Origin of the sequence: Stieleria sp. JC731, from assembly GCF_020966635.1 — a bacterium.
Classification (GTDB): domain Bacteria; phylum Planctomycetota; class Planctomycetia; order Pirellulales; family Pirellulaceae; genus Stieleria.
In genome coordinates this window covers 540,353-565,060 of sequence record NZ_JAJKFQ010000029.1, presented here as the reverse complement: position 1 = coordinate 565,060, position 24,708 = coordinate 540,353, and the positions used below count along the sequence as shown (strand labels likewise).

At 54.4% G+C, this 24,708-nt stretch carries 19 protein-coding genes; 9 read left to right on the top strand and 10 right to left on the bottom strand.

Features of this window, described 5'->3' with window-relative positions:
* Position 1: 1 nt before the first annotated feature.
* The 5 genes from LOC67_RS26835 to LOC67_RS26815 form a co-directional block, all read right to left on the bottom strand.
* Complete coding sequence (locus LOC67_RS26835) at positions 2 to 370, bottom strand: hypothetical protein (protein ID WP_230265933.1); 369 nt, start codon at positions 368 to 370, stop codon at positions 2 to 4.
* A gap of 9 nt (positions 371 to 379) precedes the next feature.
* Positions 380 to 1,495 carry a M28 family peptidase gene (locus LOC67_RS26830; protein WP_315861091.1) on the bottom strand — a complete coding sequence of 372 codons (1,116 nt, stop codon included), beginning with the start codon at positions 1,493 to 1,495 and terminating at the stop codon, positions 380 to 382.
* A gap of 277 nt (positions 1,496 to 1,772) precedes the next feature.
* On the bottom strand, positions 1,773 to 2,699 hold the full coding sequence (locus LOC67_RS26825; protein WP_230265932.1) for a prenyltransferase/squalene oxidase repeat-containing protein: 927 nt from the start codon (positions 2,697 to 2,699) through the stop codon (positions 1,773 to 1,775).
* Positions 2,700 to 3,293 carry a thioredoxin family protein gene (locus LOC67_RS26820; protein WP_230265931.1) on the bottom strand — a complete coding sequence of 198 codons (594 nt, stop codon included), beginning with the start codon at positions 3,291 to 3,293 and terminating at the stop codon, positions 2,700 to 2,702.
* A 374-nt stretch (positions 3,294 to 3,667) separates the two neighbouring features.
* Entirely contained in the window at positions 3,668 to 4,480 is an 813-nt protein-coding gene (locus tag LOC67_RS26815) for an enoyl-ACP reductase (protein WP_230265930.1), read from the bottom strand.
* Between the two features lie 202 nt (positions 4,481 to 4,682).
* Here LOC67_RS26815 and LOC67_RS26810 point away from each other — a divergent pair, with 202 nt between their 5' ends.
* Together LOC67_RS26810 and LOC67_RS26805 are read left to right on the top strand one after the other, a co-directional pair.
* Complete coding sequence (locus LOC67_RS26810) at positions 4,683 to 6,743, top strand: sigma-54 interaction domain-containing protein (protein WP_230265929.1); 2,061 nt, start codon at positions 4,683 to 4,685, stop codon at positions 6,741 to 6,743.
* A 299-nt stretch (positions 6,744 to 7,042) separates the two neighbouring features.
* Positions 7,043 to 7,939: a DUF6807 family protein gene (locus tag LOC67_RS26805; RefSeq protein WP_230265928.1), complete on the top strand. Its 897-nt coding sequence runs from the start codon at positions 7,043 to 7,045 to the stop codon at positions 7,937 to 7,939.
* Between the two features lie 781 nt (positions 7,940 to 8,720).
* Here LOC67_RS26805 and truB read toward each other — a convergent pair.
* Entirely contained in the window at positions 8,721 to 9,614 is an 894-nt protein-coding gene (truB, locus tag LOC67_RS26800; RefSeq protein WP_230265927.1) for a tRNA pseudouridine(55) synthase TruB, read from the bottom strand.
* Between the two features lie 65 nt (positions 9,615 to 9,679).
* On the opposite strand from truB, the gene LOC67_RS26795 reads away from it, so the two are divergent.
* Positions 9,680 to 10,204: an NUDIX hydrolase gene (locus LOC67_RS26795; RefSeq protein ID WP_230265926.1), complete on the top strand. Its 525-nt coding sequence runs from the start codon at positions 9,680 to 9,682 to the stop codon at positions 10,202 to 10,204.
* A gap of 117 nt (positions 10,205 to 10,321) precedes the next feature.
* On the opposite strand, the gene LOC67_RS26790 is transcribed toward LOC67_RS26795, so the two are convergent.
* Entirely contained in the window at positions 10,322 to 12,967 is a 2,646-nt protein-coding gene (locus LOC67_RS26790; protein WP_230265925.1) for an ATP-dependent Clp protease ATP-binding subunit, read from the bottom strand.
* Between the two features lie 470 nt (positions 12,968 to 13,437).
* Positions 13,438 to 14,022 (bottom strand): hypothetical protein, encoded by a 585-nt coding sequence (locus LOC67_RS26785; RefSeq protein ID WP_230265924.1) that lies wholly within the window; start codon positions 14,020 to 14,022, stop codon positions 13,438 to 13,440.
* Between the two features lie 444 nt (positions 14,023 to 14,466).
* Here LOC67_RS26785 and LOC67_RS26780 point away from each other — a divergent pair, with 444 nt between their 5' ends.
* From LOC67_RS26780 to LOC67_RS26755, 6 genes are all read left to right on the top strand, one after another.
* On the top strand, positions 14,467 to 15,711 hold the full coding sequence (locus tag LOC67_RS26780; RefSeq protein WP_230265923.1) for an exonuclease SbcCD subunit D: 1,245 nt from the start codon (positions 14,467 to 14,469) through the stop codon (positions 15,709 to 15,711).
* Positions 15,708 to 19,535, top strand: a complete 3,828-nt coding sequence (locus LOC67_RS26775; protein WP_230265922.1) for an AAA family ATPase — start codon at positions 15,708 to 15,710, stop codon at positions 19,533 to 19,535. The genes LOC67_RS26780 and LOC67_RS26775 overlap by 4 nt, the downstream gene beginning before the upstream one ends.
* Positions 19,536 to 19,793: 258 nt before the next feature.
* Complete coding sequence (locus tag LOC67_RS26770; RefSeq protein WP_230265921.1) at positions 19,794 to 20,318, top strand: Tfp pilus assembly protein FimT/FimU; 525 nt, start codon at positions 19,794 to 19,796, stop codon at positions 20,316 to 20,318.
* 7 nt (positions 20,319 to 20,325) lie between these two features.
* Entirely contained in the window at positions 20,326 to 21,411 is a 1,086-nt protein-coding gene (locus LOC67_RS26765) for a hypothetical protein (protein WP_230265920.1), read from the top strand.
* Entirely contained in the window at positions 21,408 to 22,025 is a 618-nt protein-coding gene (locus tag LOC67_RS26760; protein WP_230265919.1) for a hypothetical protein, read from the top strand. Before LOC67_RS26765 ends, LOC67_RS26760 begins: the two co-directional genes overlap by 4 nt.
* A 14-nt stretch (positions 22,026 to 22,039) precedes the next feature.
* A complete protein-coding gene (locus LOC67_RS26755) occupies positions 22,040 to 23,359 on the top strand; it encodes a hypothetical protein (protein WP_230265918.1) in 1,320 nt (439 codons plus the stop codon).
* Positions 23,360 to 23,419: 60 nt separating this feature from the next.
* Here LOC67_RS26755 and LOC67_RS26750 read toward each other — a convergent pair whose 3' ends face one another.
* A complete protein-coding gene (locus tag LOC67_RS26750; protein WP_230265917.1) occupies positions 23,420 to 23,971 on the bottom strand; it encodes a DinB family protein in 552 nt (183 codons plus the stop codon).
* A 198-nt stretch (positions 23,972 to 24,169) separates the two neighbouring features.
* Positions 24,170 to 24,496 carry a hypothetical protein gene (locus LOC67_RS26745; protein WP_230265916.1) on the bottom strand — a complete coding sequence of 109 codons (327 nt, stop codon included), beginning with the start codon at positions 24,494 to 24,496 and terminating at the stop codon, positions 24,170 to 24,172.
* Positions 24,497 to 24,708: the final 212 nt, after the last annotated feature.

Here is a 24,708-nt window from a genome sequence, read left to right as displayed (position 1 = left end):
ACTAGCTTGACGAATCCTTCAATGCCCGCTCTCGGATGCGGCGCATTTTATCTTGGTGATGCCGATGCGTTCGAAAGGCATCTAGCATCGCTAGGACAATGATCACCATCAAAATAAATGTGACCGCGGTCCATGCGGCGACAAACACCAACCGATCGTTTGACACGGTGGCAAGCAAAACCAACAAGCCGCAGGTTCCGATCAGAAAGTTAACTTTCGAGCGCGAGCGTTTTCGCTGGCTGAGGTAGGCAACATCATCATCGGCGTTGGCATCAAAGCTGTCGTATGGCCACCCTTGATGCTCTGTCCATTGCAGCCATCCGGCAAAGAACAGCAGCGTACCGCCGAGCAGAAGCCCGCCTGCAAACATGGTTCTCTCCTAGCGGTTTGGTTGCTTTGCGGAACGGCTTTGTTGCATGATCCACTCGTGTGCAACCCAAACAACGGCAGCGATCGATTCGCCGCTGCAGTTATCCGGGACGTCTTGTTGCGTGTGCCAATACGAAGGACTGCCGATCCCCGGTCGTGGGTAGTCAAAGTCAATCACATCGATCGTCGGAATTTTTCCGATACGATTCAACGGTAGGTGATCATCACGAAGGTCGTGGCGTGCTTTGGGAACAAAGGCATCGACGCGGAGACGACGTGCGACTTGCCAAAATGATTGCGCCACCGGTTTGGCAAACCGAATGCTGTTCAGTTCGTAGTAAAGCTTCAGTTCTTTGTCGCCGATCATGTCGAACAACACGCCGGATCGGAACGGAACTTCCGGTGGGCTGTCTTGATAGGTTTGTGCGTAATAAGTCGAACCGAGGAAATAACGATCTCGGTTTTCCGCGAACACGAACTCTTCACCGTCAAACATGACCAAGTCGACACCGATGTCATCAGGAAGGTCATCGAGTTGATTGGACAGTTCCATTAGCCCAGCCGTACCGCTGGCACCGTCATTGGCACCGATGAATGTGCCTTTGCGGTTTTGCCGATCGCGATCCGGGAATGGGCGGGTGTCATAGTGTGCACAAAACAGGAAACGGATCGGACGTTCGGGATGCCATGATGCGATCAAGTTGGTCATCGTTAACGCACTCCCGTCGTTGGGGTTGCGCGTTTCAAACTCTTGACGAGTAACTTTGGCGCCGCGTTCCAAGAAAAAGCTTTCTAAGTACCGCTGCTGTCGCTCCATCGCTTCGCTACCAGACGGACGCGGCCCGAATTCGCAAAGCTTCGTGAGATATCCCATCGCACGGTCCGAGTCATAACGTTCAGGAATCGGAACGCTCGAAGGCGACTGGTCGGTGACCGGTCCGCGTCGCAGCATGACTTGGACGAAGACACCTACGCCGAATAGAAGAAAGACGACAAGGCCCACCAGGATGACTTTCGTTGCCAGTCCGGCACCGCTATCAGAAGTGTGGCGGTCAACGTTTGGCTGGTTCGTTGAGGCGGTCAATGTCCTGTGACTCTCCATGATCGCGGTTGCTGACTCGCCCATGAATTAAAACTGTCGGTATGTCGAAAAGCGGTGAAATGCCAAGCAGCAATTTGTGATCGGTTGAACTTTCTCAACTTGCTGCCAAAAGTTTCCTGTATCAAGCACATGCGTTTCGCTGTTGGCTGTCAAACAGCGCAGGTGACGCGGTATTGGAAAGGTGCGTGATGTCGGTTCGACAACGATTGGGTGAACTCTGTCACAAACTGATTGGCTCAATCGCATTGTGTGCGTTTCATTGTATGCGTTTTGCACTGCGTTCGCCTAGTTCGAGTCGCGACTAAACGGATTCGCACATTGCTAAAGCTGCGAGGCCATAGAACGTGTATTCCACGTCCGCGGTTTGATCGAGTTGGAAACCGACGAAGCCTCCTGATGGCATTTGCATCGACTGTGCATAACGCCGAACCGCATTTCGATCGATCATGTCGATGGCGTCTAGGTCTTCCAACGTGATCATTGCAGTGCAACTGCTAAGAAGGTCCGCAAACGGAATGCGCGTGTTCGCCGTAAAGCCACCTTCGTCGGATTGCATGTCCGCTAAAAATTCTGCTGTGGCTTTGGTGTCAACGGATCCCAACTGGTCCAGTGTCTTTAGCGTGCCGATCGCTGCCGCGGTTGGGTTCACACCAGGCCGCTTCGCCGCGCGGATCTCCAGATATCCACCATCCTGGTGGGCTTGCGAATCGATGAAAGCGCGTATGGATTCGGGAGCGATCGGTTGCCGTCCCATCAGTTCCAGGCAAAGAACGGACAGGAACGTTTGGTAGGTGCTGCCGGCGCGTCCTTCGGGCGATTTGGCAAACCCTCCATCGTCGGTCCGCAGCGATTCCAGTAGTCCTGCAACATTGTCGGCCCAGGTCGCATCGTCATCTTGCAAGACCTGCGCCCCAACGGACATCTCGCAAATGGCAGCAGCGAAGATTAGCGAGATCAGGTCCACAACGCTTTCTCGCCGATTCAGCCGTGACCGCAGGAATAGTGCTGCCCGGTGGCCTATCGGTTCGGACAACGCATCAACGATCCACAACGCTCGCAAAGCAAACGCGGTGTAGTACGGATCGCTTTCGCCTTCGCGTCCGGCGAACCCGCCGTCATCACGCTGTTGGCTGATCAGCCATTGGGCGTGGTGATCCCTGATTGCCGGATCGAGCTGCGATGCACCGGCGGCGAGTCGAAGCGTTAGCGATTGAAGGTAGGAGAGCACTCAGCTAACGCCAGCAGAGTTGAAGTATGCGGGTTCGTTGCCCTCTTTCCACTTGATGTTGCATCCCAACGATGGACGTTGTTGGTCGGTCGGTTTTTCACCTGCCAAAACCGCGTCGATCGCCGCACGCAAATCTTCGCCCGTGACAGGAATATCCGTCTTTGGACGAGATGAATCCAATTGTCCGCGGTAGGCCAGTTTCTGTTCGGAGTCGAACAAGAAGAAATCCGGTGTGCAGGCAGCGGCGTAGGCTTGGGCGACTTTCTGATCGCCGTCATACAAATACGGAAACACGTAGCCTCGAGTCTTCTTTTCTTCGCTCATCTTTTCTGGCGAATCATCCGGATAGGCATCTGCATCGTTGCTGCTGATCGCGACGACTGCGACGTCTTTGGCCAAGTAGTCGTCAGACAGTGATTTCAGCTGGTCAGCGACATGTTTTACGTAGGGGCAATGGTTGCAAACGAACATCACCAACAAGGCCTTTTTGCCTTGGAAATCTGCCAAGCTAACGGTGCCCCCGTCGCATTCTGGTAGCGAGAACTCGGGAGCCTTGGTGCCCAAAGGCAACATTGTGCTTGCGGTACGTACCATGGTCGTTCTTTCGGTCTTTGGGGGATGAAGGAGAATTGATTGTCCGGCTCAGCAAACGATTGATTTCACGCGGAGCTGAAATGTTGCTGAGCGACAAGGTATTCGCGAATGAGTTCTCGGCAATTAGCGCGAAGGTGTCGTTGTGCTGACATCAGATACCTTGCTGGCTAACGCTGGCAAGGCGAGTGTTTTGGATGCCATGCGATTCCCTTCCGCGCAGTACGTTGTCAGCCCATAAGCTGCCAGTCCGCAATGGACGTGGCAGCTTGAATATGGCGTTTCACGCGAAGATTGTCGGTCCAGCTTTGCTGCAGTCATCAGTGTTTGAAGGACTGTAGCAGCCAGACCAGCACGTCTCGGGATTTTCAGCCGACTTATTTGACGTCTTCGAGAAGTCGTCCGGGGCTGCCCATCGCGTTGTAACCACCATCGATGTGAAGAACTTCGCCGGTGATCCCGTTGCTTAGGTCGCTAAGCAAGAACGCTCCGGTTCGGCCGACTTCTTCGTGGGTGATATTGCGTCCAAGCGGTGCCATACGGCCGTAGAGTTTCAGCATCTCTTCGACACCGGCGGCACGACCGGCCAGGGTTCGGACGGGACCTGCGGACAACGCGTTGACACGAATGTCGCTGGGGCCCAGGTCGTACGCCGCGTATCGCATAGCGGCTTCTAGGGCGGCTTTGCAAACCCCCATGACGTTATATCCGGGCACGCATTTTTCGCCGCCGAAATAGGTCATGGTGGCGATCGCCCCGCCTGGATTCATGATCGGTTTTGCCGCAGCACAGCACGCCAACAGGGTGTAAACACTGACGTCCATTGCCAGGGCAAAGCCCGCTCGGCTGGTGTAGATCGTGTCTTTGGCCAGGTCATCACGGTCGGCGAACGCCATCGAGTGCAGCAGGAAATCAATTTTTCCGAACTTTTCTGCCGTCGCATCAAAAACGCTGCGGATGTCTTCGTCCTTTTGCGCGTCCATTGGTAGCAGAAAGGCCGCGTTTTCATGTTTGTCGGTTAGCTGAGACACCCGACGGCGGTTCCGTTTACGCTCATCATCGGGGCGGTCTGGGAGGTGCGTAAACCCGCAAACTCCACCCGCATTCATGATTTCCTGAGCAATGGCCCAAGCGATCGAATTCTCGTTGGCGACTCCTAAAATCAGCCCCTTTTTTCCCTGAAATTGCATCTCGATTTATTGTCCTACTGAAAAAGTAATTCATCTGTGCTGATTAAACGCCACCGAACGGGGCCTGCACAAGATAACGTGAACATGGTGATGTCGTCTATTTGGCGTCTTTGCCGGAAAGAGTAGGAGCCTTTTCAATTCCGCGACCGCGCCTCTCGTGTGTCAAATCTGTCGAATCAAGGAAGCCGGCGACGAGCCAGAAATGACTAATCCAGTGACTACAACCCGCACCCGTGAATTTTCCAGCCCCGTGGACTCCTACGCGTTTTTTCGTGAGCTGACCGAATCAGTGACCCAGGTTCGTGGACGAACCGCGTTTCTGAAGCGATCACTACCAGAATTTGTCCGTGCACTCAGTCTCGATGGCGCCGCTATCGTCACCCAGCGACAGGGGGGATGGAAAGTTGACGCTTGGTCAGGTGCCACAGCATCCAACCAATATGATTCCCGATCGAATCATGACGCCTACCGCCCAGATCGCGCAAACCCGCCATCTTTGCCAGTCGACTTGATCGCCAGTGCTATCGACAACGGTGCACCTGTGGTCAATGAAGGCTGGTTTGTGATCCCCGCCATCTCCAATGGCACCACGCAGCAAAGCACCAAATCACCGCTGTCTTGCTTGGTAATCAACCTGCCCAAAGCAGATTTTGATCGAGGGCAGGTCGACCAAAATCGTTTACTGCGCGTCTCGAAAGTTTTTCTCTCGCACGCCGTTCTCGCCGAACAGGGCGAGCGTCAGCGTCTTCGGATTGAGCAGCTCAGCCAAGTTTTGCGTGCAGCCTCGCGCTGGCAGCGAAATCAATTGCAGCCCTCCAGTGATGAAGACTCGTTGCTCAATGAAATCGCTGACACCGCAATCAAGTTGCTCGATTGCCAACGGGTAAGCATTTTTCTATGGGACAAGCGACGTAAAAAATTGGTTGGAAAACCATCTATCGGAATCGACGACCCATTGGTCATTTCCGATGACGCTGGCATCGTTGGTGAAGTGCTGGCAACCGGTGAACCCCAAATTTGGAATGGTGGCGATGACGATGAATCACGGGTGAACCGTTCAGTCGATCAGTCACTGGATTTCCAGACCACATCATTGGTCGCAGTGCCATTGATCGGACAGCGTGGCGAAACGATCGGCGTGTTCGAAGCGATCAATCATCGCGACAACGCGTTTGCCGATTCCCATGTCTCGTTGCTCAACGACTTGGCCCTTCATGCGGCCGGTGCGATCGAAGCGTTGCGAGTGCAGAAGCGATTGACCGCGTCCAGGGACCGCCTGGTTCGTGATGCCGCCAGCAGCAGTCCGCTTATCGGCGAACATCCAGATATCGTTGCGATTCGGCAGTCAGGGACTCGGGTTGCAGGCACAGACCTGACCGTCATGATCCTTGGCAGTAATGGTACCGGCAAGGAGGTCGTCGCGAGGCACATCCACTATGAAAGTGAACGTCGCGGAGAGCCATTCGTCGCGGTGAACTGCGCCGCATTGGTCGAATCGTTACTCGAAAGCGAATTGTTTGGCCACGAGAAAGGTGCCTTTACCGACGCGAACTCGACCCGTGTCGGCAAGTTCGAATTGGCAAGCGGAGGAACGTTGTTTCTCGATGAAGTCGGGGATATGAGCCCTGGCGGGCAAGCCAAACTGCTTCGCGTTCTCGAGCAGCGTGAGGTCGTCCGTGTTGGCGGAAGCGTCCCAATCCCGGTCGATGTGCGTGTCATCGCAGCGACGAACCAACCGTTGGAACAACTGATCGCCGAGAAACGTTTCCGGGAAGATTTGTTCTTCCGCTTGAATGTTGTGTCGCTTGTTTTGCCAGATTTGGCAAAACGAGGCGATGACATCTTGCTGTTGGCGGAGCACTTTATGCAGCACTTCTGCTATGAAATCGGACGCAAGGTTCCGACCTTGTCTGAATCGGCAAAGGCTGCTTTGTTGTCGCACCCGTGGCCCGGCAATGTTCGCGAATTACGGAACACGATTGAACGTGTTTGTTACTTGACGTCCGGCGATATCGTCCAAGCTGTTGATCTGGAAATTCGTTCTTTGTCAGGGCAACCGTCCGGCGGGAACGCTGTTTCTCATGTTGCGGTTGATGCAGATTCGTTGGCCGAGGCGACGCGATTGTTCCAAATCAATCACATCCTGTCATCGATCGATCGATGCAACGGGAATATGACTGAGGCCGCCGAGCGAATGGATCTGCACCGATCCAATCTTTATCGAAAGATGAAACAGCTGGGCATGAAAACGGGCGATGTTTAGCAGCCCTCTATCGCCCGTCTTTTGAATCTCGCTTTATCAAAAACGCCTTCGTGTTCGATCTCGATGGCGTTTTCTGATCTTGGGTCAAGAAAAGTATGCTTTGTCATGTCGCTGCCGGTGCTTTCCCTGCAGCGCAAAGCATCGGTGGCTGGTGAGTGACTATATTTAGCGAACGCGACCATCGCGAATTGCCGATGGTTTGCTTCTCAATCCCGCGTTTTCGTCGAAGACGGTCCTTCCGCAAGTTCGAGACAACATCGATTGAGAAAAGGGGCGGTTACGTACGAAGAGAGGATCAGATGTCACAAGATGCGATCAGTCTGCAAGCGAACGAAGACGGTGTTTGGGTTTCGGCCAATGACACCAGGATTTGTTTTTACCAGCGAGCGTTAAATCAACGCGACGGAAAGCATGCTTGTGCGCATTACTTGCATCCGGTTTATGACTTGGATGGCGATGAGTTGACCGAGGATTTTCCTAAAGATCACTTGCACCACCGAGGGCTATTTTGGGCGTGGCATCAGCTGACTGTTCATGGCCATCCAATTGGCGACGGATGGATGATTGAGCGTTTCAACTGGGATGTCAAAGAATGCGAATCGGTAGACCGCAGCAACAACGCGGCCGGTCTAAACCTATTGGTGCATTGGACCTCACCCGACTTTAAAAAAGGGGAGCAGCCAGTCGTGGTGGAAGAAACCGCGTTGACGTTCTTTCCAGACCAAGAGAATCTTCGACAGATCGATTTTGATGTGCAGCTGAAAGCGACGAGTGCAGGTACCCGAATCGGTGGCTCGAATGACGATAAAGGCTATGGTGGCTTTTCTCTTCGCGTCAAAATGCCAGATGACCTCCGGTTTGCCAGTCAGAACGGGCCAGAGGTTCCTGCGTACGCAACCGTTGCGGCATCTCCATGGATGACGATGCGAGGGAGTTTCAATTCGGCAAAGCAAAGTAGTATCACCGTCCTAACGCATCCCGTTTCGGTGGGTTATCCGCAGCCGTGGATTTTGAGATCTAAACGCAGCATGCAGAATCCTGTCTGGCCAGGTCAGCATCCTGTCGAGTTGTCTGATACTCAGCCGACCCGATTGCGATATCGAGTGTTGATTCATCGTGGGACGGAAGATTCACAGACAATCAATCGTTGGCAACGCAGTTACATCGAAGACGCAAGTGCGGCTGTTGTCGCGTAGCTGGTGTATGGGGATTGTGCCGCGTCGAAGCTGATAAACACATCGCTCGTGCGAGGCTCCCGCCTCGAATGCGCTTTCTCGCGGGCTCTGCCCGCCATGTGAGTCCGAAGAACATTTAAACGTCGCGAGCGAGAACGCAGGTGAGTTTGTTGGTCCCTATTAGCCGCGGTTGAGTGAGTCATTGTCATCACATCTAAGAAACCGTCGCTAGCGCGATAACGGCTCAGTTTGTTTGGTCCATTGAGCCGCGAAGGCGCTAGCCGCGGTTAAGTGGTTTGGTTGCGGTTTGCGGCAGCCGGAGGCTGCCATTCAGTGCGTCGCAAGGCGGAGCCTCGCGACGAGTTCTGGAGACACATTTAACCGTCGCTAGCGCGATAACGGCTCAGTTTGTTGGTCCATTGAGCCGCGAAGGCGCTAGCCGCGGTTAAGTGGTTTGGTTGCGGTTTGCGGCAGCCGGAGGCTGCCATTCAGTGCGTCGCAAGGCGGAGCCTCGCGACGAGTTTTGGAGACACATTTAACCGTCGCTAGCGCGTTAACGGCTCAGTTTGTCGGTCCCTATTAGCCGCGGTTGAGTGAGTCATTGCCATCACACCCAAGAAACCGTCGCTAGCGCGATAACGGCTCAGTTTATTTGGTCCATTGAACCGCGAAGGCGTTAGCCGCGGTTGAGTGGTTTGGGTTGCGGTTTGCGGCAGCCGGAGGCTGCCATTCAGTGCGTCGCAAGGCAGAGCCTCGCGACGAGTTTTGGGCGATTCATCCACCCGCAATCCCTCGATATGTATCAACCCAACGACGGTTTAAATACGCGTTTCGGAATCCAGACGCCCCGCTTCGGAGCGATGATCGCTTGAAGGATTCCATCCTCGCGAACTGCGGCGGCATGCTCGGGAACCGGATCTGTCGGGAGCTGAGCTTGTCGATCTTCTAACGACAGTCCATTGATCAACCGTTGACATTGCTCGGGATCAACAATCATCTGTGGAAGGTGCGAAACGCCACGAACTGCCGGTTGCAGAAAGGTGTCAATCGGTTGATCACGCAGTTGAGCGATCTCGATCGAGTCTTTCAGTTCAAACTCGCCAACTCGAGTTCTGCGTAGCGCAGACATCACCGCCATGGTTCCAAGGGACTTGGCCAAATCGATACCAAGCGTGCGGATGTAGGTTCCGGTTGAGCAGGCGATCGAAAGTTCCAGTTCTGGATAGTCGTAGCGAATAACGTCGATCGAATGGATGACGACAGATCGGGTTGGCATTTCGACATCGCGGCCTTGACGGGCCAAGTCGTACGCGCGGCGTCCGTCGATCTTAATTGCCGAGTATGCAGGAGGGGTCTGCTTGATCGTTCCTGTCAGATCACGGCACGCGGTACGGATTTGTTCGATCGTCGGAACCGGATGGTCGGAGAAAATTGTCGGTTCCACTTCGATATCACCGGTCGGTGATTCCGCCGCGAGCCGAAATGTGCCGTGATAGGCTTTGCTGGTTTCGTGTACGAACGGAACCAACCGCGACGCGGGACCGACCGCAACGACAAGAACGCCGTCAGCGAGCGGGTCCAGGGTCCCACAATGTCCGATCTTTAGTTTTCGACCTTTCAATCGGCCCTGGACAACATTCACCAAGTCACGAGAAGAGAATCCAGCGGGCTTGTTGCAATTTAGAAATCCGAACATGCTTTTGATGAACTGTGGAAGCAATTGAGCACACGAAACGGCGACTCTAACCTGCGGGACTGTCTATGAATCTACCGAACGAGTCTGATGATCCGACGTTGTTGAAAGGGGCAAGGTTCAACGTCGAACGTCTGATGCTACAGGGCGATGACGGAAAGTTGTACCAGCGTGAAGTTGTTCGTCACCCCGGGGCGGTCGTTTTGTTGCCAGTCTTGGGCGACGGAAGCGTGGTGATGATCGACAATACACGTCCAACTGTCGGTGAGACGCTATTGGAGCTTCCCGCCGGAACTCGCGAACCCGGTGAGGAAGCGATCATCACGGCGGGACGCGAGTTGATCGAGGAAACCGGCTATACCGCGGGTAAGCTGGACCTGATGTTGGAGTTTTACTCGGCACCAGGCATCAGCGACGAATTGATGTTTCTCTATCGTGCCAGCGAATTGGTCGAGGGCGAGGCTCAGCGCGAAGCGACCGAATCGATTGTCAATCGGATCGTCGCGAAAGAAGAGATCCCTAGTCTGATCAAGGATGGGAAGATTCGTGATGCCAAGACCTTGGTCGGGCTTTACGCATATCTTTTGGGCTGAACCTGTCGAGGTGATTTCGCTGACCACGGCGAAGCGAGCAAACTGCGATCGCAATAAAAAAAGGGCTCGCTGATTAGCGAGCCCTTTCCGTAATTCAATTGACGCTAGTGATTCAGACTAGTTGTCCGAGTCGCCTTCCGATTTATCGCCTTCGCTAACACCAGCGCTGACGGGTTCCTCTTTCGCGTCCGCGATGCCGCGCGACTCACCTTGGAATTCCAGTCGGACCGCTTTGACTCGCTTGCCATCGGGGTCGATCATCTTTCCTTCATCGGTGATCGTGACATCATCTTGCTTGACCGCGTCACCATCGGAGTTTTCCAGGATTCCCTTGACGACGATGGTGTCCTTGCCTTCGAAGGTTCCGCGTAGCAGTTCTTCACTAAGCGGATCCTCAACGCGTTGCTCGATTGCTCGGCGAAGCGGACGTGCACCGTAATCCAAGTTGGTCCCTTGACGCATCAAGAATTCCTTGGCGGCGTCTTCGAGTTCCAAAGCCAAGCCGCGTTCGAGCAGTCGTTCACGGACCTTCGAAAGTTCGAAGTCGATAACCATCTTCAAGTCGTTACGGGTGAGGTGACGGAAGATGATGGTGTCGTCCAAACGGTTCAGGAATTCAGGGCGGAAGACACGCTCGATCTGTTCCATCACGCGTTTCTTCATCGATTCGTAGCTGGCATCGCTGTCCGCTTTCTGGAATCCGAAGCCACCCTCGTTCTTGATCGCTTCCGCACCGGCGTTGGTGGTCATGATCAAGATCGTGTTTCGGAAGTCGACATTGCGACCGAACGAATCGGTCAAGCGACCTTCTTCCATCACCTGCAGCAGCATGTTGAACACGTCGGGGTGTGCCTTTTCGATTTCGTCGAACAAGACAACCGCATAGGGGCGACGGCGGATCTTTTCGGTCAATTGGCCGCCTTCTTCGTATCCAACGAATCCGGGAGGCGCACCGATCAGACGGCTGACGTTGTGTTTTTCCATGTACTCGCTCATGTCGATATGAACGAGGGCATCGCTATCGCCGAACATGTACTCCGCGAGAGCTTTGGCAAGCAACGTTTTACCGACACCTGTCGGACCGGCGAAGATGAATGAGCCGGTAGGACGACGTGGGTCTTTCAATCCACTGCGGCTACGGCGAACTGCTTTGGCAACAGCCGACACAGCCAAGTCTTGGCTGACGACTCGCTTGTGCAGTTCTTCTTCCATCTTCATCAGTCGCAAGCTGTCTTCGGTCGACAGGCGAGTCAACGGAATGCCGGTCATCTTACTGACGACTTCCGCGATAACCTCTTCGTCGACGACGCCGTCGGTTTGCTGACTTTTCTCACGCCAATCTTGGGTGATCTGGTCTTTCTTCTTGCGAAGTTTTTCGGCCTGATCACGGAGATTGGCAGCCTTTTCAAAGTCTTGATTGGCGACCGCGTCTTCCTTTTCCTTGTTCAGCTTTTCGACTTCTTCGTCGATCTCTTTCAGATCTGGTGGACGAGTCATGGTGCGGAGTCGGACCCGTGCACCGGCTTCGTCGATCACGTCGATGGCCTTGTCGGGAAGACAGCGGGCGGTGATGTAACGCTCGCTCATTTCGACGGCCGAAGCGACCGCGTCATCGGTGATTTGCACACGGTGGTGCTCTTCGTAACGCTCGCGAAGGCCTTTGAGGATTTCGACGGTCTCTTCTTTGCCAGTCGGTTCGACGATGATTTCTTGGAATCGACGAGCCAGGGCGTTGTCCTTTTCGATGTACTTGCGGTACTCGTCCAACGTTGTCGCTCCGATGCACTGGATTTCGCCACGTGCCAAAGCGGGCTTTAGAACGTTAGCCGCATCGATCGCGCCTTCTGCACCACCGGCACCAACCAGGGTGTGCAATTCGTCAATGAACAGAATCGTGTTCTTAACGCGGCGGACTTCGGTCATGACCGCTTTGATGCGTTCTTCGAACTGACCGCGGTACTTTGTGCCTGCAACCATCATTGCGAGGTCGAGAACGACGATGCGTTTGTCGGCCAAGATCTCAGGAACTTCGCCTTCGATCACCTTTTGTGCGAAGCCTTCGACGATCGCGGTCTTACCAACACCGGCTTCACCCAACAGAACTGGGTTGTTCTTGGTACGACGGCAAAGGATCTGAATCGCACGTTCGATTTCGCGAGCACGTCCGATGACCGGATCCAGTTCGCCTTTGCGAGCCAGTTCAGTCAAGTCACGGCCAAAGCTATCGAGCGCTGGCGTTTTGCTTTTGCCGCTTTTGCTCGATGCGCTGCTGCTGCCTTCTTCGCTAGCGCGGCCGCCACGTTCGCCGACCTCGGCACCTTCGAGCCCGTGGCCCAGAAGATTCAGTACCTCTTCGCGAACGTCTTCCAGTTTCAGACCCAAGTTCATCAGGACCTGAGCGGCGACGCCCTCTTGTTCACGCAGGAGGCCGAGCAGGATGTGTTCGGTTCCGACGTAACTGTGATTCAGATTCCGAGCCTCTTCCATCGAGTACTCGATCACTTTCTTGGCACGCGGGGTCTGGGGCAGTTTGCCCACAGTCACCATCTCAGGTCCGCTTTGCACAAGCTTTTCAACTTCCAGGCGAATCTTTCGCAGGTCCACGTCCAGATTCTTAAGAACGTTGGCCGCAACGCCACTGCCCTCTTTGACCAGACCGAGCAGAATATGCTCCGTTCCGATGTATTCGTGGTTGAATCGTTGCGCCTCCTGGTTGGCCAATTGCATGACCTTGCGGGCGCGATCGGTAAATCGTTCGTACATATGTTTGTCTCGTTACCCTTAGTGTGCCCAACGTCGTGCTGCCGAAGCGGCACATCGGAGGGGCAATTGATCCAGTCGTTCGATCAAAGAAGATCAGTTCAGTCGATCGAAGTATCAACAAACCAAGCTTACGGCGCTCGCTCTTGAAATCGCGTTCGCTGTCAAGTTGGCGAATCTTTCGACGAAAATCCTCGACAATCCCTTCTGAGCAAACCGTACGCCATTGGAAGCGAATTTCGTTACCGTCGACCGCCCGTAAGTGGTTGTACAGCGGGTGTTCGTTCGGCAAACGCTCAGCTACTTTTGATTCTATCGGTTTTACAATTTCTCGGGGATAGGAGTCCGAAGCAAAGAAGTTCGACCGATAGGGAAATTAGCCCGAAAAATGCGGGTGAAAAAAATCGGTACAAAAATCTGAGCCCCCAATCCGTCTCGTCGTCAGCTCTTGATCGTCGGTAAACCCTCGTCAATCAAGCTGCTGTCATTTCGGCAGCATCGTCCGTTGCTGCTTCCGATTCTGGCACATCCCGTTCCTCTAGCATACGTTCTGCACGCGCAAGTTCCGCTTGAAGCTCGATGTGCCAGTGATCACCGACTTCCAATCGGGAGATTTCGGCGAGCAGTGCGAGCGAATGTTGAGGCCGCTCCAAGTAACGGTAGACGCTCGACAACAGCAGTAGTGCCGGCGGGTCTCGCGACTCAACACGCAAGACTTGCAGTAACAGCGATTCGGCTTTCTCCCAATCGCCCGACAGGTACGCGGCCTGAGCTTCTGGAAAGTGATCCGGCGTTTGGGTCGCTTCACGCGGCGCGATTAACGCCGGCAATTCCCGAATACTTTTGAGGCTCCAGTAAATCCAGACGATCGCGCCGACCCAAAACGCGGAACGGACAAGCGTCGGGTCGAGCCACGTCGGAAACAGATATTTCAGGATTAGGTAAGCGTTCAAACCGACGCCAAAAGCGATCGCAGCCGGCAGCGCCGACAATCGTCCACGCCACCACAGTTCGCTCAGCCCCGGCCAGAAGCAGGTCAAGTATTTTCGAGCGTCCATCCTTTTTCCATTCGAATCGGAGCCCGTAAATAAGTCATCGAGGGTTTCATGACAAGGTCAAGCCGGTTCAATCACGCCACATCGAGTTGCACAAAAACAACAAGACGTTGCCAATCGTCCAAGCAGGCGACGTTGAGGATTGTCAACGAAGTGAATTGAAGTCTCGCTGGTGATCAAGTCTGACTTCGGCGGCCCGATCGCTTCTGTTTCCAGTTGCTAGCATTGCGGGAAAAACTGGCTTGGTGCTTTTTTCAACTTTTCGTTAAACTCGCAGAACCGCGCGGCCGACAGGCCGTCGGGCAACAGACAAACGATCGCCAAGGATGCAGAGCTATGAAGGGTCTGCGGGCAATCGTTTGAAACGAGGAACACACGCCAGCGACACGAATCATTCGCGACATTTGGATCGCGTTTGTGTTGGCCGAGCAATAACGGAGGGAACCGATGCCGGGCGAATCTTTTCGATTCATCCATGCCAGCGACTTTCATTTAGAAAAGCCGCTTGGGGATTTGGATGAACTGCCTCCGCCGTTGAAAGATCAAATGGCTTTGGCACCGCACCAGGCGATGGACGCGGTATTTGATGCTGCGCTTTCGAACAATATCGACTTCGTTCTGTTGACCGGTGATCTGCTCAACCCCAGTTCTGCTGGGCCTTACGGCATCAACCGTTTGCTGACTCAGTTTGAAAAGCTCAACAAGGCGAAAACGCCAGTGTATTGGGCTGCGGGGACCGCCGACGATCCTCAGCAATGGCCGGACGCATGTGTGTTTCCGCCAAATGTGACGATGTTTTCTCGTGATCGAGCGACCGCGGTTAACGTGGTTCGCGGTGGCCGCGCTATCTGTCGGCTCGTTGGCCGCAGCAGCGACGGGCGATCTTCATTGCACATGCCGGGATTTCAAACCGAAAGCAGTGACGAGTTCACGATCGGTGTCGGTCATGGTGACGCGACCACGGAAACCTTGGCGGAAACGCGTTTCGATTTCTGGTGTTTGGGCGGCCGTCACAATCGGCTGGAACTTGAAGACAGCGAAGGTATCGTCGCGGTCTTCGCCGGCAGTCCTCAAGGGCGGAGTCTAAAAGAGGCCGGCCCACACGGCTTTTCCATCATCGACGTCGATGCTGACCAAAACGTGCGCGTCAGTGAAATGCCATGCGACGTTTTCCGCTACGAAAACATCAAATTGGATTCGGCGGATGTCGCTGGCGTTGGCACGATCGAAAATCTGATCGGTGAGCGAATCGTGCGATTGCAGCACGATGCAGGTGGGCGTCACTTGATCATCGGCTGGGACATCGGGATCGACAGCAGCGAACTGATGGGCCGAGTCGGTGATAGCGAGTCCCTGTTGGACTGGATCCAGCGTGAATACGGACACGGTGCACCCGCCGCGTGGTCAACAAGTTTGCGAATTCGTCCGCCACAAAAGTATCCCAAGAGCTGGTACGACGAGGACACGATCTTGGGCGATTACTTGCGAGTCGTTGCTGACCATCGCAAGGGCGAAGCGAAGGCATTCAACCTGTTGCCGATGACCGAAGAGCATCCAGGTTTGCCGACTTCGACCACCACCATGCTGGCTGAGATCCCAGCAAACAACAAACAGGAAACGCTGGACCAGGCAACACTGCTCGGCGTCGAATTGCTTCGAGGCGGCAAGCCAGATTGGGTAAATCAATCATGAAAGTCAAAGACCTGCACATCGACGGTTTCGGCGTTTGGACCGGACTGAGCGTTGACTCACTACAAGACGGCATGACCTTGTTTTACGGCCCCAACGAGGCCGGCAAGACGACTGTCATGCAGTACTTGCGTTCAATGCTTTACGGATTCACCCCCGACCGACGTGAAAAATACCTGCCGCCGATCCATGGCGGGACGCCTGGCGGAGCGATTCGTGTTACCGGTCCCGGTGGCGGCTACCACATCCGTCGCCACGCGAAGTTGACCGATGAAGGTGCCGTTGGGCAACTGTCGGTTGCCGGTCAGGACGGATTGGTCCAAGGACAGCACCGCCTGACGATGCTGCTGGGGCAAATCGACGAAGCGATCTTTACGAATGTCTTCGCCATCGGCATGCGCGAACTTCAAGAACTCAACACCTTGGACGACACCGCCGCAGCCGACGAGTTGTACAAGTTGTCCAGCGGCTTGGATCGTGTTTCTTTGGTTGACGTGATCCGTTCTTTGCGGCTCGGTCGCAAACAGCTGATCGGTGGAAGCAAAGAAAAAGCCAACGCCGATGCCGATAAGCTGGAATCGCTGCTTCGCAAACGCGAGCAACTTCGTGACGAAGTGACCAAACTGACCGGTCATAGCCGCCGGTACAGCGAGCTTGCCAGTCTTCGGCAATCGCAGCAGCAAGAAATTCAAGATTTGCAAAGCCGTCTGGTTTCCATGGAACGTGAAACCAAGCAAGTCGAAACCGCGGTCAGCGTGCTCGATAAATGGACCGAACGCGCTGAATTGGCCAAGCAGATTCGCGAGATCGAAGCGGAAACACTGCTTCCCGATGAGGCACCGGGCCAATTGGTGCAAATCGATGCGATGATCGAAGATCGTCGAGCAAAGCTGGATGAGGTCAAAGGCAAGCGGCGTGCGCTGCGTGAAAAAGCATCGCAACTGCCCGTCAGTCCACGGATGTTGGAACTGCAGGGGCGTATCGAGGCCGCCGCCGAACAGGCGACCTGGGTCGAAGCACTTGAGCAGCAGATTGAAAAAGTCGATGCCCAGATTGGCAAGGCACGTCAGCAACTCTTTGCCGACGCGGAACGTCTAGGGATCAGTGAAGAAGACCGCGACGCGCTGGTCAAAGGCGACTCGTCGCAAATGCCTGACCTGTCGCGGCAAAACCTAGGCGCGCTCTCGGGTCCTGCGAAGCGGGTCAAGGAACATCTATTCGTTCTCAAGCAATCACGAAGCGAAGGGGCCGAATACAAAAAGCGATCGGAGCATCTCGCCGAAGAAATGGGCGAAGTTCTGAACCGAACTCGCTCGAAAGATCTGCAACAAGCGATCCGCGAAGAAAACTCGCATCTTGCAACGCTTCGTCGGGCAAAGCAACTTGAAGAGCACATCGAAAAACTGAAGCGACATTATCGATCGCTCGAAAATGAATCGGTCGATTTGTCAACTGCGGAAGTCTTGCCGATCGATCGTCTGCTCTTGATGGGGCTGCCGTTTGTTGTCGGCGGCAGCTGTCTGATCGTCGCATTTTCTCACCTCTTGGGTGTCACCTGGTTCCTCACTGGTGATCCCACGCCAACAGCGGGGATGCTGTGGTTGTTCTTCGGTTTGATGTCGCTGGCCGTTTACTTTCTAAGCAAACAGAACGGGCAACGTGCGACCGCGCTTGATCGCGAAGAGTGCGATCGACAAATCGAAACGCTTCGTCGTCAGATTCGCGAATTAGAAGCGGAAGAAGATGAAGTCAACAGCGAGCTTCCCGGCAGCAATCATCCGATCGAGCTACGTGTCCGTCATGCGGAAACGCTGATCGCGGAATTGGAAAACATGGTGCCAACGTACCATGCGCAGGCAGCCGCACAACAATCGTATGAAACGGCCCGAGCCAAAGCGGTCAAAGCGGCTGAGCAGCTCAAGCAAGCTCGTCGAGAATGGTCGGCAACACTACGAAAGCTTGGTCTTGCCGAATCGATGTCACCTCGTAGCGTCCGAAAGCTCAGCGAAGGTTATGAAACGCTGCAAGGTAGCCTGCGTCGTTTGGAAGAGCTGCAAAAGGAACGTGAAGAACGCCAAAACGAACGACAAGGTTTGGCAAAACGAATCGAGCAGCTTTACCTCGAATCACTAGAAATCAGCGAAGAAGACCAAAAGGCGGAGGCCGCCAATGACGAGGACAACAAAGACGCGTTGCCTTCGAAATATGCAGAACAAGCCAAGCGTCCCACTCGAAGTGGGCCTTTGGATCAGCTGAACCATCTGCAAGAAGAGCTGTCGCGTCAGCAGCACTGGATCAAACGCCGGCGTGAATTGAAGGAACAAGATTCCCAGTACAAGCGTCAGCACGCTGCCTATTTCAGGTCGATTCAGCGTGGCGAACAACAACGTCGTGCTTTGTGGGCGAAATGCGGTGTCGCGACTGCCGAGCAGTTCTACCAAATGGTCGACAGCAAAGCGAGTTTGGTGGAGCTTCGTGATCAGTTTGGCGGAATCGACAAACAGATCCGTTCGATGATCGGAACATCCTTGAAGTACGACGACATCGCGCAGCAAATTGATGGGGCGACTGCTTCTGATTTGGAGAAACGTTGGGACGGTTTGTCAGGACGTATCACCGAAACACAGCAACGAATCGCGACCTTGCAAACCCAGGTTGGCGAGTCCGCTGCGGACATGAAGCACTTGGCCGATGACAGCCGGTTGACCGTCGTGCAGCTTGAACTTGGGTGCGTCAATCGAAAGGTCGAAACGATCGCCCGACGCTGGCAGACTCTAGCGACAGCAAGTTGCCTCGTTGAAGAAGTCTGCGGAAAGTTCGAACGTGAGCGTCAGCCAGAGACTTTACGAGAAGCATCGTCGTTCTTGGCTCAGCTCACCGGCGGAAAGTACACACGCATTTGGACGCCGCTGGGCACCAACCAACTGAAAGTCGATACGAAAGATGACAAATCGTTGGCGCTCGAAGTGCTCAGTCGCGGGACACGCGAAGCGGTCTTCATCGCTCTGCGTTTGTCGTTGGCTGCCGCGTACGCAAGACGCGGAGTCATGCTGCCTCTAATCCTCGACGATGTCCTCGTGAACTTCGATGGTGATCGTGCACTGCATGCGGCCGAAACGCTGCAAACATTTGCCGAGCTGGGGCATCAAGTCCTGATGTTTACATGTCACGCACACATCGTTGACATCTTCCATTCCATCGGCGTCGAAGTGCGACAACTGCCAGCCCAAGGGGCACCAGGCCGCGCGACGATTCTGGAACCCGCCGAAGAAATCTATGAGGAAGAAGTCGCTGAATACGAAGAGCTGGAAGACGAGTACGAAGAGGAGCCGGAATACGAAGAGGTCGCCGAATTGGAGCCTGAGCCAGAGCCAGCACCCGAACCGGAACCTGTCGTTGAGCCCGAACCCGAGCCGGTAGCTATCGCACCGCCAGAACCTGAGCCCCAGCCTGAGCCGCAGCCGGAACCGAAACCTGAACCGAAGGCCGTTGAAAAACCTCGTCCCGAAAAGCCGCTTCCCAAGCCGAAGCCACAGCGAATCAGGCCGATCGTTATCGAGCGGCATCTCGATTCATTTGAAGATGAATACGAGGATGAAGAGGAGCTGCCGGTCAATAACCAGCGTCCCTCGATCGGTTGGGCTTGGTATCAGCGAGAACCGGCCGATGGCCAGATCAGCGAAGACGAACGCGCGGCGGCGAAGATCAACGGATCGTATCGTTCCAAAGATGAGGGATACGCTAGCGCCGACATGGAAGAGAACATCCCAGATGAAGTTTGGGATCGAAACGACGCATGGTGGGATGGAAGCCGGGTGGCCAGCTAGAGCGACGATTCAGACGGGACGCGCACCTTCGTGAAAACGGTTGGGTGGCGCCGTGGATCCAGCCCGGTGATGCGCGTTGTAGCGGTCGATTCGATCGCAACAGTCGCGTCTCGCCGCGATCAACCGAATTTCCTTCCAATCCGTTCTCAAGCGTCGTCGTTTATCGCTGAAGCTGACCTAAGTTTAGGGAAGACCCTCACCTGATTGGATGCATCGACAGCATCCATCGATGGCTTCCTATTCGAATGAGTGCCAGCGATGTCTGCCCACGCCATGCCTTCTCGTCGACGCGGCGTCACGTTTCTAGAACTGACGGTCGTTGTGTTATTTGTCGGTCTGTTGGCCGCGATCAGCACCCCACGTTTCGCGAGCACTTTGCAGCATCGTCAATTGCGACATGCCGCATTAGAAATCGCCGACACCGTTCGCTACGTCCAGTCCGTCGCGATCACCGAAGGTAGAACGGCGAATCTGACCGTCGATCCGGAACAGTGCGCGGTAATCAGCACCAACGTGGATGCGTCCTCCACTCCGGGAACGACAATTCAGTTGAACCTGCGGACGGCGTACGACTCTACCATCAATCTGTACGCTTCTTTTGATTCGCGATTGTCCATGGTGTTTGACTTTGACGGTCGTCCGATCGTGAACGATCAACTGATGTCGATGGGAATCATCCGTGTGGTCTCCGGGAACGAAGGATATGACGTTCGCTTCAATTCCAGAGGCAACGAAGTCATCGTCGTTCCAACAGACAATGACGTCATTGAATTCCTAGATTGAGGCTGGGATGTTGAGACGTTTTAGCTGGATGCACCAAAGGACATTTCGCAGCGCCTACACGCTGATTGAGTTGGTTAGCGCCGTGACTTCGGCAACCATATTGCTTCTTGGTTTGGCAACCAGCGTTGGCGTTTCAATTGATGTTCTCGATGACGCGAGTGAGGATGTCGAAGTCGGGCAAGCGAAGCGAATCGAAGATCAGCTTCATACAGATCTTCGTTACGCATCGACTTTTCAGATTCTCGGGCCGACAACGGTTTTGATTGAGCGTCCTGATTCGACCGGCACCATCGAATCTGTGCTCTATCAAACCGGAAATGATCAACTGACACGTTCGGTTGGCGGAAACGTCCAGGTGCTCTCTTCACAGTCGCCGTCCGCGACAAACTATACCGACAGTTTAAATGCTGCCGAGCTTGCAACGCAGTCGAACGTGCGTCCGCGAATCCGTGATTTCACCACCGCACAGACAACTGGATCTGCGGATTCAGCGCTGACCATTCAAGTCCCTGACGGAGCGAGAACGGGTGATTTGTTGATGGTTGTTTGTGGTTTTCGCAATACCTTTGATGTGCTTCCGTTGTCGAGCGGATGGACGCGAAGTCATTACACCGCAGGGAACTATATCGGAATTGCCACAGACTATTCCTATAAAGAGGATGCGACGCCCAGCAACTTGACAATCGGTTTTTATCCCTATGCCGATGTCGCCGCGGTCATGTTGGCCATCGAAAATCCGAAAAGCAATTGGCCGTTCGGATGGGCAGGGGCGAGTTACGGCAGTTCCGACCAAAGTGTTGCTTCGACCCATCCGGCCGCGATTGAGAATTCCTCGACGATCGACACAGGTACTTTGAACCTGAACTTCTTTGCCGCCGCCGGTCACCCGTTTTATGACTCGGGGACAAGGCTGTCAGGTTTCAATGATGCTGCGGTTGTCACTGGATCGCCATGGACGTACGGCGCATGCACGCTGGCGACCACCTTTCGAACCGGACCGCTGCCGAGTTTGGAATTCACGCCAAGAGTCCAGCACCGATATTCGACCGATTGGGTAACGATGGCCGTTGAAGTCGAAGGGGCCAACCCATGATCAACAGCAACCGCTCACGGCGAAAGGGTTTGACGATGTTGGAAGTCGTCGTCTCTTTAATCCTCGTCTCCGGCATCCTGGTAATTTCGCTATCTGCATCTGCGAATCTGCTTCGTCAGCGGAACGAAGATGTCTTTCATTCCAAGGCACAGCGGCTTGCCGGGTACTTTTTAGATGAAATCTCCGTGTTGCATTTTGTCGACCCCGACGGAAATCAACAGCTTGGTGTCGAGGATGATGAAACATCGCAACGTGTGATGGACGACCTGGATGACTATCAAGGATGGACCCAGAGCACGCCGACGTTTCGTGATGGACAACCGATGCCCGGGTATGAAGGTTGGACTGTTCAGGTCGCTGTTTCACCGGCACGTCTACAGACCGTTTTTCCTGAGGCGACTTCTGATCTAAACAATCCGCTACGAATCATCGATGTGACCGTGACGGATTCAGATGGCATGCAGATCGTTCGACGCGGAATCGTGGCACGCAACGGGCAAGGCGTACGGAACGACGTAAATCACCTTCGTCTACAACGCGTCCGATTGCAATTATCTGGTGGGCAGCAAACCGATGTCTTGGTGCCGCATCGCAACCGGCCATCGACTTTTTGATCCGATGACATGCGATGACAATTAAACGCGACACAATGAACAATCGATTGAGGCCACGAAAGCGGCGGCGGAATGGATATCTCTACATCGCCGTCATGTTTACGTCTTTGATTGTCGCCGGTGCAATCGCGACAGCATTTTCGATTCACACGTCTCGACTGCGAACAGCATCAGGTGAAGGCGATCGCCGTGCCGCACTGCGTTTGGGGGAATCGAGTTTGGCGGTAGTCAGCGAAATCCTATCGCAGACACCGCAGTGGCGAGACGAATTTGATGCGGGCGAAGTGAACGGTTGGGTGGATGCCGAATCGTTGTCCGGCAGACCGAATTCTTTTGCGGCAATGGTGCTTAACGATGCTGATGGTGATTTGGACGATGACAGCTTTGATGAAGTCGACGTCGTCGCTTTTGTGACCTTGGGGCACGCACGTGCTGCTGTTGGTGCCAAGCTCATTCCTGCCGGCGAACCTTTGTCGTGGCTTCGATATGGCATCACCGTAATGGACGATCTCCGATTGGAGCACGCGACCCTGATGTCTGAACGCGAGGTTCAGGTGGGGGACAATTGTTGGACGTCGACAAACGGAATGATTGTCTCACCAAGGCTTCACTGCGACGGTTACATCGGAGTTTCAACCGTGGGTGGATCAACCGCCGATGATATCGCCGTCGTGGATCATGACATCGTCCAGAGGTGCGAAGACCTAGGCACTGAGATTCCGATGTCATCGCTGCCAATTCATAACTCCGACCGAGCCATCTACGGGGCGGTGATTTCCGCAAGTGAGAACAGCTTCGGCGAAGTCAATCCGCAGGGAATCTATTGGATTGATGCGAACGGAAGCGACCTAACAATCACTCAGTCAAGAATCGAAGGCACGCTTGTCGTTCGAGATGCCGATCAGATCCTTGTGACAGGCGGGATCTGTTGGGAGTCACCAGGTGCCCTACTGGTGACCGATTCACCGGTCAGGTTTTATGACGTGAATCCGATCTTGGATGAATCGGTTGTCGGCGCGAACTTCAATCCTCCGTCGACGCCCTATCGCGGTTTTGATCAAAACACGGTGGTTGGTGATCAGTTTCCGACGTCGCTTCGAGGCATTGTTTATAGCAGCGATGACATCGATTGCTTTCCACGAACCGACGGTTCGCCGCTGGCAATCACCGGAGCCGTGATCTGCGATCGTTTGAGCCTGTGGGGTGACCTATCGATTCAGTCGTACGACGAAGTCATCGAAAACGTTCCACCCGGTTTTGTGGATCCAACTCGGTTGATGATTCAGCCAGGATCGTTCTATCGCACCGAGTTCTCGATCGATCCACCGAATTAGGACGTCCTTGGTCAGGCAGTGTGACAACGTTTAGTCAAGCAAATGGACGCGTGAATCGTCTTATCGCACCGGTTTCAGTCCCAACGCGCGTCGGACCAAACCGATTTGTCCCGCGTGGATATGTTCATGCAGAGGGCAGAACATGATCGCTCCCAGTTTGATCGGATATCCTGCGAAGGGCATGTCGACCGGTTCGAGCAACGTATCGGAATCGACCGAATCAAGTTCACCGAGTGCTTCAACAAATACTTTGTCAAAGCGTTCGAGCAATTCATCCGGGCTGGGCTGAACGCTCGCATCCGGATTGGGAGTTGTCGAACGACCATACGATTTACGGAATTTTCCAGGAATCAGATCGAGGTCGCTCGGTTGCCGACCCCGGATGCGGAACATCAATAATCCGTATTGGCTGACCGTCAGGTGCCCGACTTGCCAAGCGATGTTGGTCGGAAGCCCATCTGGGATGGTGAACCACTGGTCCAGCGGAGTGCTGTCGAGCAACTGAAGCGTGTAGTCACGCGCAAACTTAATCTGCTCAATCGTTCCGACCAGGATATCCATCGCGGTGGAAGGGCTGGGAAGACTGACCGAAGCTTCTTGAGAATCTGACATCGTTGCCGGCGAAAGAGCGAATGGGAATTTCCAAATCCATCGAACGACAAAATGATACCGGCACGCTGCTTCGATGAAAGGAGATTGAAAGTTTTCAATCCAGGTGAGAACTCATCGATCGTGTTTCACGGAACATCGGATGAACGTTCGGTAAACGACTTCGATAGATTTGGGTTTCAGTCCAAAATCCAAGACCGCTTACTTTGACTTTCGTGGTTTTCTCGGCGGCTTTGCCATTAGCCGAATCTCTGGCATCACCACGCGTCCGCCATGGAAAGTTCGACGTCCATCGACGCTGTGATCAAATACAAAAACCCCTGCGCTCGCACCCGTGCGAGGGGAGACCCGCAGGATCGACGGTTGACCGCACTGTGTGCAGCGGACTCGCAGGCCATGGGAGTCCAGCATCTCGTGAATTGCAGCAACAAGTTCTCGGTTGGCTTCGATCGTCCCCAATGTGCGGCCAGCCATCTGCCCCAGTTGGGCCTGGATCGTGAGACGAATTTCGCGCTGGAGGCGATTCATCTCTCTTTTCAGATCCCCCAGAAGTCTTGCCGGGTCGAGCGCAGGATTTGTCACCTGAGACTGGTTTGCAGCCATGGCCGCGGCCACGGATTCCACCGCTGATTCTGTCGTAACCTGTTCTGATTCAGCAGGTTGCGGCACTTTGCTCGCTGGCGGGTCGGTCGCGAACGATAGCTCCGAAATGGACGCGCCGGTCCGCTCAATTTCCTGCG

What these genes read in the sequence shown, in the direction of transcription:
- LOC67_RS26835 (WP_230265933.1), bottom strand. Translation starts at nt 370, where the DNA reads ATGTTTGCAGGCGGGCTTCTGCTCGGCGGTACGCTGCTGTTCTTTGCC.
- LOC67_RS26830 (WP_315861091.1), bottom strand. Translation starts at nt 1,495, where the DNA reads ATGGGCGAGTCAGCAACCGCGATCATGGAGAGTCACAGGACATTGACC.
- LOC67_RS26820 (WP_230265931.1), bottom strand. Translation starts at nt 3,293, where the DNA reads ATGGTACGTACCGCAAGCACAATGTTGCCTTTGGGCACCAAGGCTCCC.
- LOC67_RS26815 (WP_230265930.1), bottom strand. Translation starts at nt 4,480, where the DNA reads ATGCAATTTCAGGGAAAAAAGGGGCTGATTTTAGGAGTCGCCAACGAG.
- LOC67_RS26810 (WP_230265929.1), top strand. Translation starts at nt 4,683, where the DNA reads ATGACTAATCCAGTGACTACAACCCGCACCCGTGAATTTTCCAGCCCC.
- LOC67_RS26805 (WP_230265928.1), top strand. Translation starts at nt 7,043, where the DNA reads ATGTCACAAGATGCGATCAGTCTGCAAGCGAACGAAGACGGTGTTTGG.
- truB (WP_230265927.1), bottom strand. Translation starts at nt 9,614, where the DNA reads ATGTTCGGATTTCTAAATTGCAACAAGCCCGCTGGATTCTCTTCTCGT.
- LOC67_RS26795 (WP_230265926.1), top strand. Translation starts at nt 9,680, where the DNA reads ATGAATCTACCGAACGAGTCTGATGATCCGACGTTGTTGAAAGGGGCA.
- LOC67_RS26790 (WP_230265925.1), bottom strand. Translation starts at nt 12,967, where the DNA reads ATGTACGAACGATTTACCGATCGCGCCCGCAAGGTCATGCAATTGGCC.
- LOC67_RS26785 (WP_230265924.1), bottom strand. Translation starts at nt 14,022, where the DNA reads ATGGACGCTCGAAAATACTTGACCTGCTTCTGGCCGGGGCTGAGCGAA.
- LOC67_RS26780 (WP_230265923.1), top strand. Translation starts at nt 14,467, where the DNA reads ATGCCGGGCGAATCTTTTCGATTCATCCATGCCAGCGACTTTCATTTA.
- LOC67_RS26775 (WP_230265922.1), top strand. Translation starts at nt 15,708, where the DNA reads ATGAAAGTCAAAGACCTGCACATCGACGGTTTCGGCGTTTGGACCGGA.
- LOC67_RS26770 (WP_230265921.1), top strand. Translation starts at nt 19,794, where the DNA reads ATGTCTGCCCACGCCATGCCTTCTCGTCGACGCGGCGTCACGTTTCTA.
- LOC67_RS26765 (WP_230265920.1), top strand. Translation starts at nt 20,326, where the DNA reads ATGTTGAGACGTTTTAGCTGGATGCACCAAAGGACATTTCGCAGCGCC.
- LOC67_RS26760 (WP_230265919.1), top strand. Translation starts at nt 21,408, where the DNA reads ATGATCAACAGCAACCGCTCACGGCGAAAGGGTTTGACGATGTTGGAA.
- LOC67_RS26755 (WP_230265918.1), top strand. Translation starts at nt 22,040, where the DNA reads ATGACAATTAAACGCGACACAATGAACAATCGATTGAGGCCACGAAAG.
- LOC67_RS26750 (WP_230265917.1), bottom strand. Translation starts at nt 23,971, where the DNA reads ATGTCAGATTCTCAAGAAGCTTCGGTCAGTCTTCCCAGCCCTTCCACC.
- LOC67_RS26745 (WP_230265916.1), bottom strand. Translation starts at nt 24,496, where the DNA reads ATGAATCGCCTCCAGCGCGAAATTCGTCTCACGATCCAGGCCCAACTG.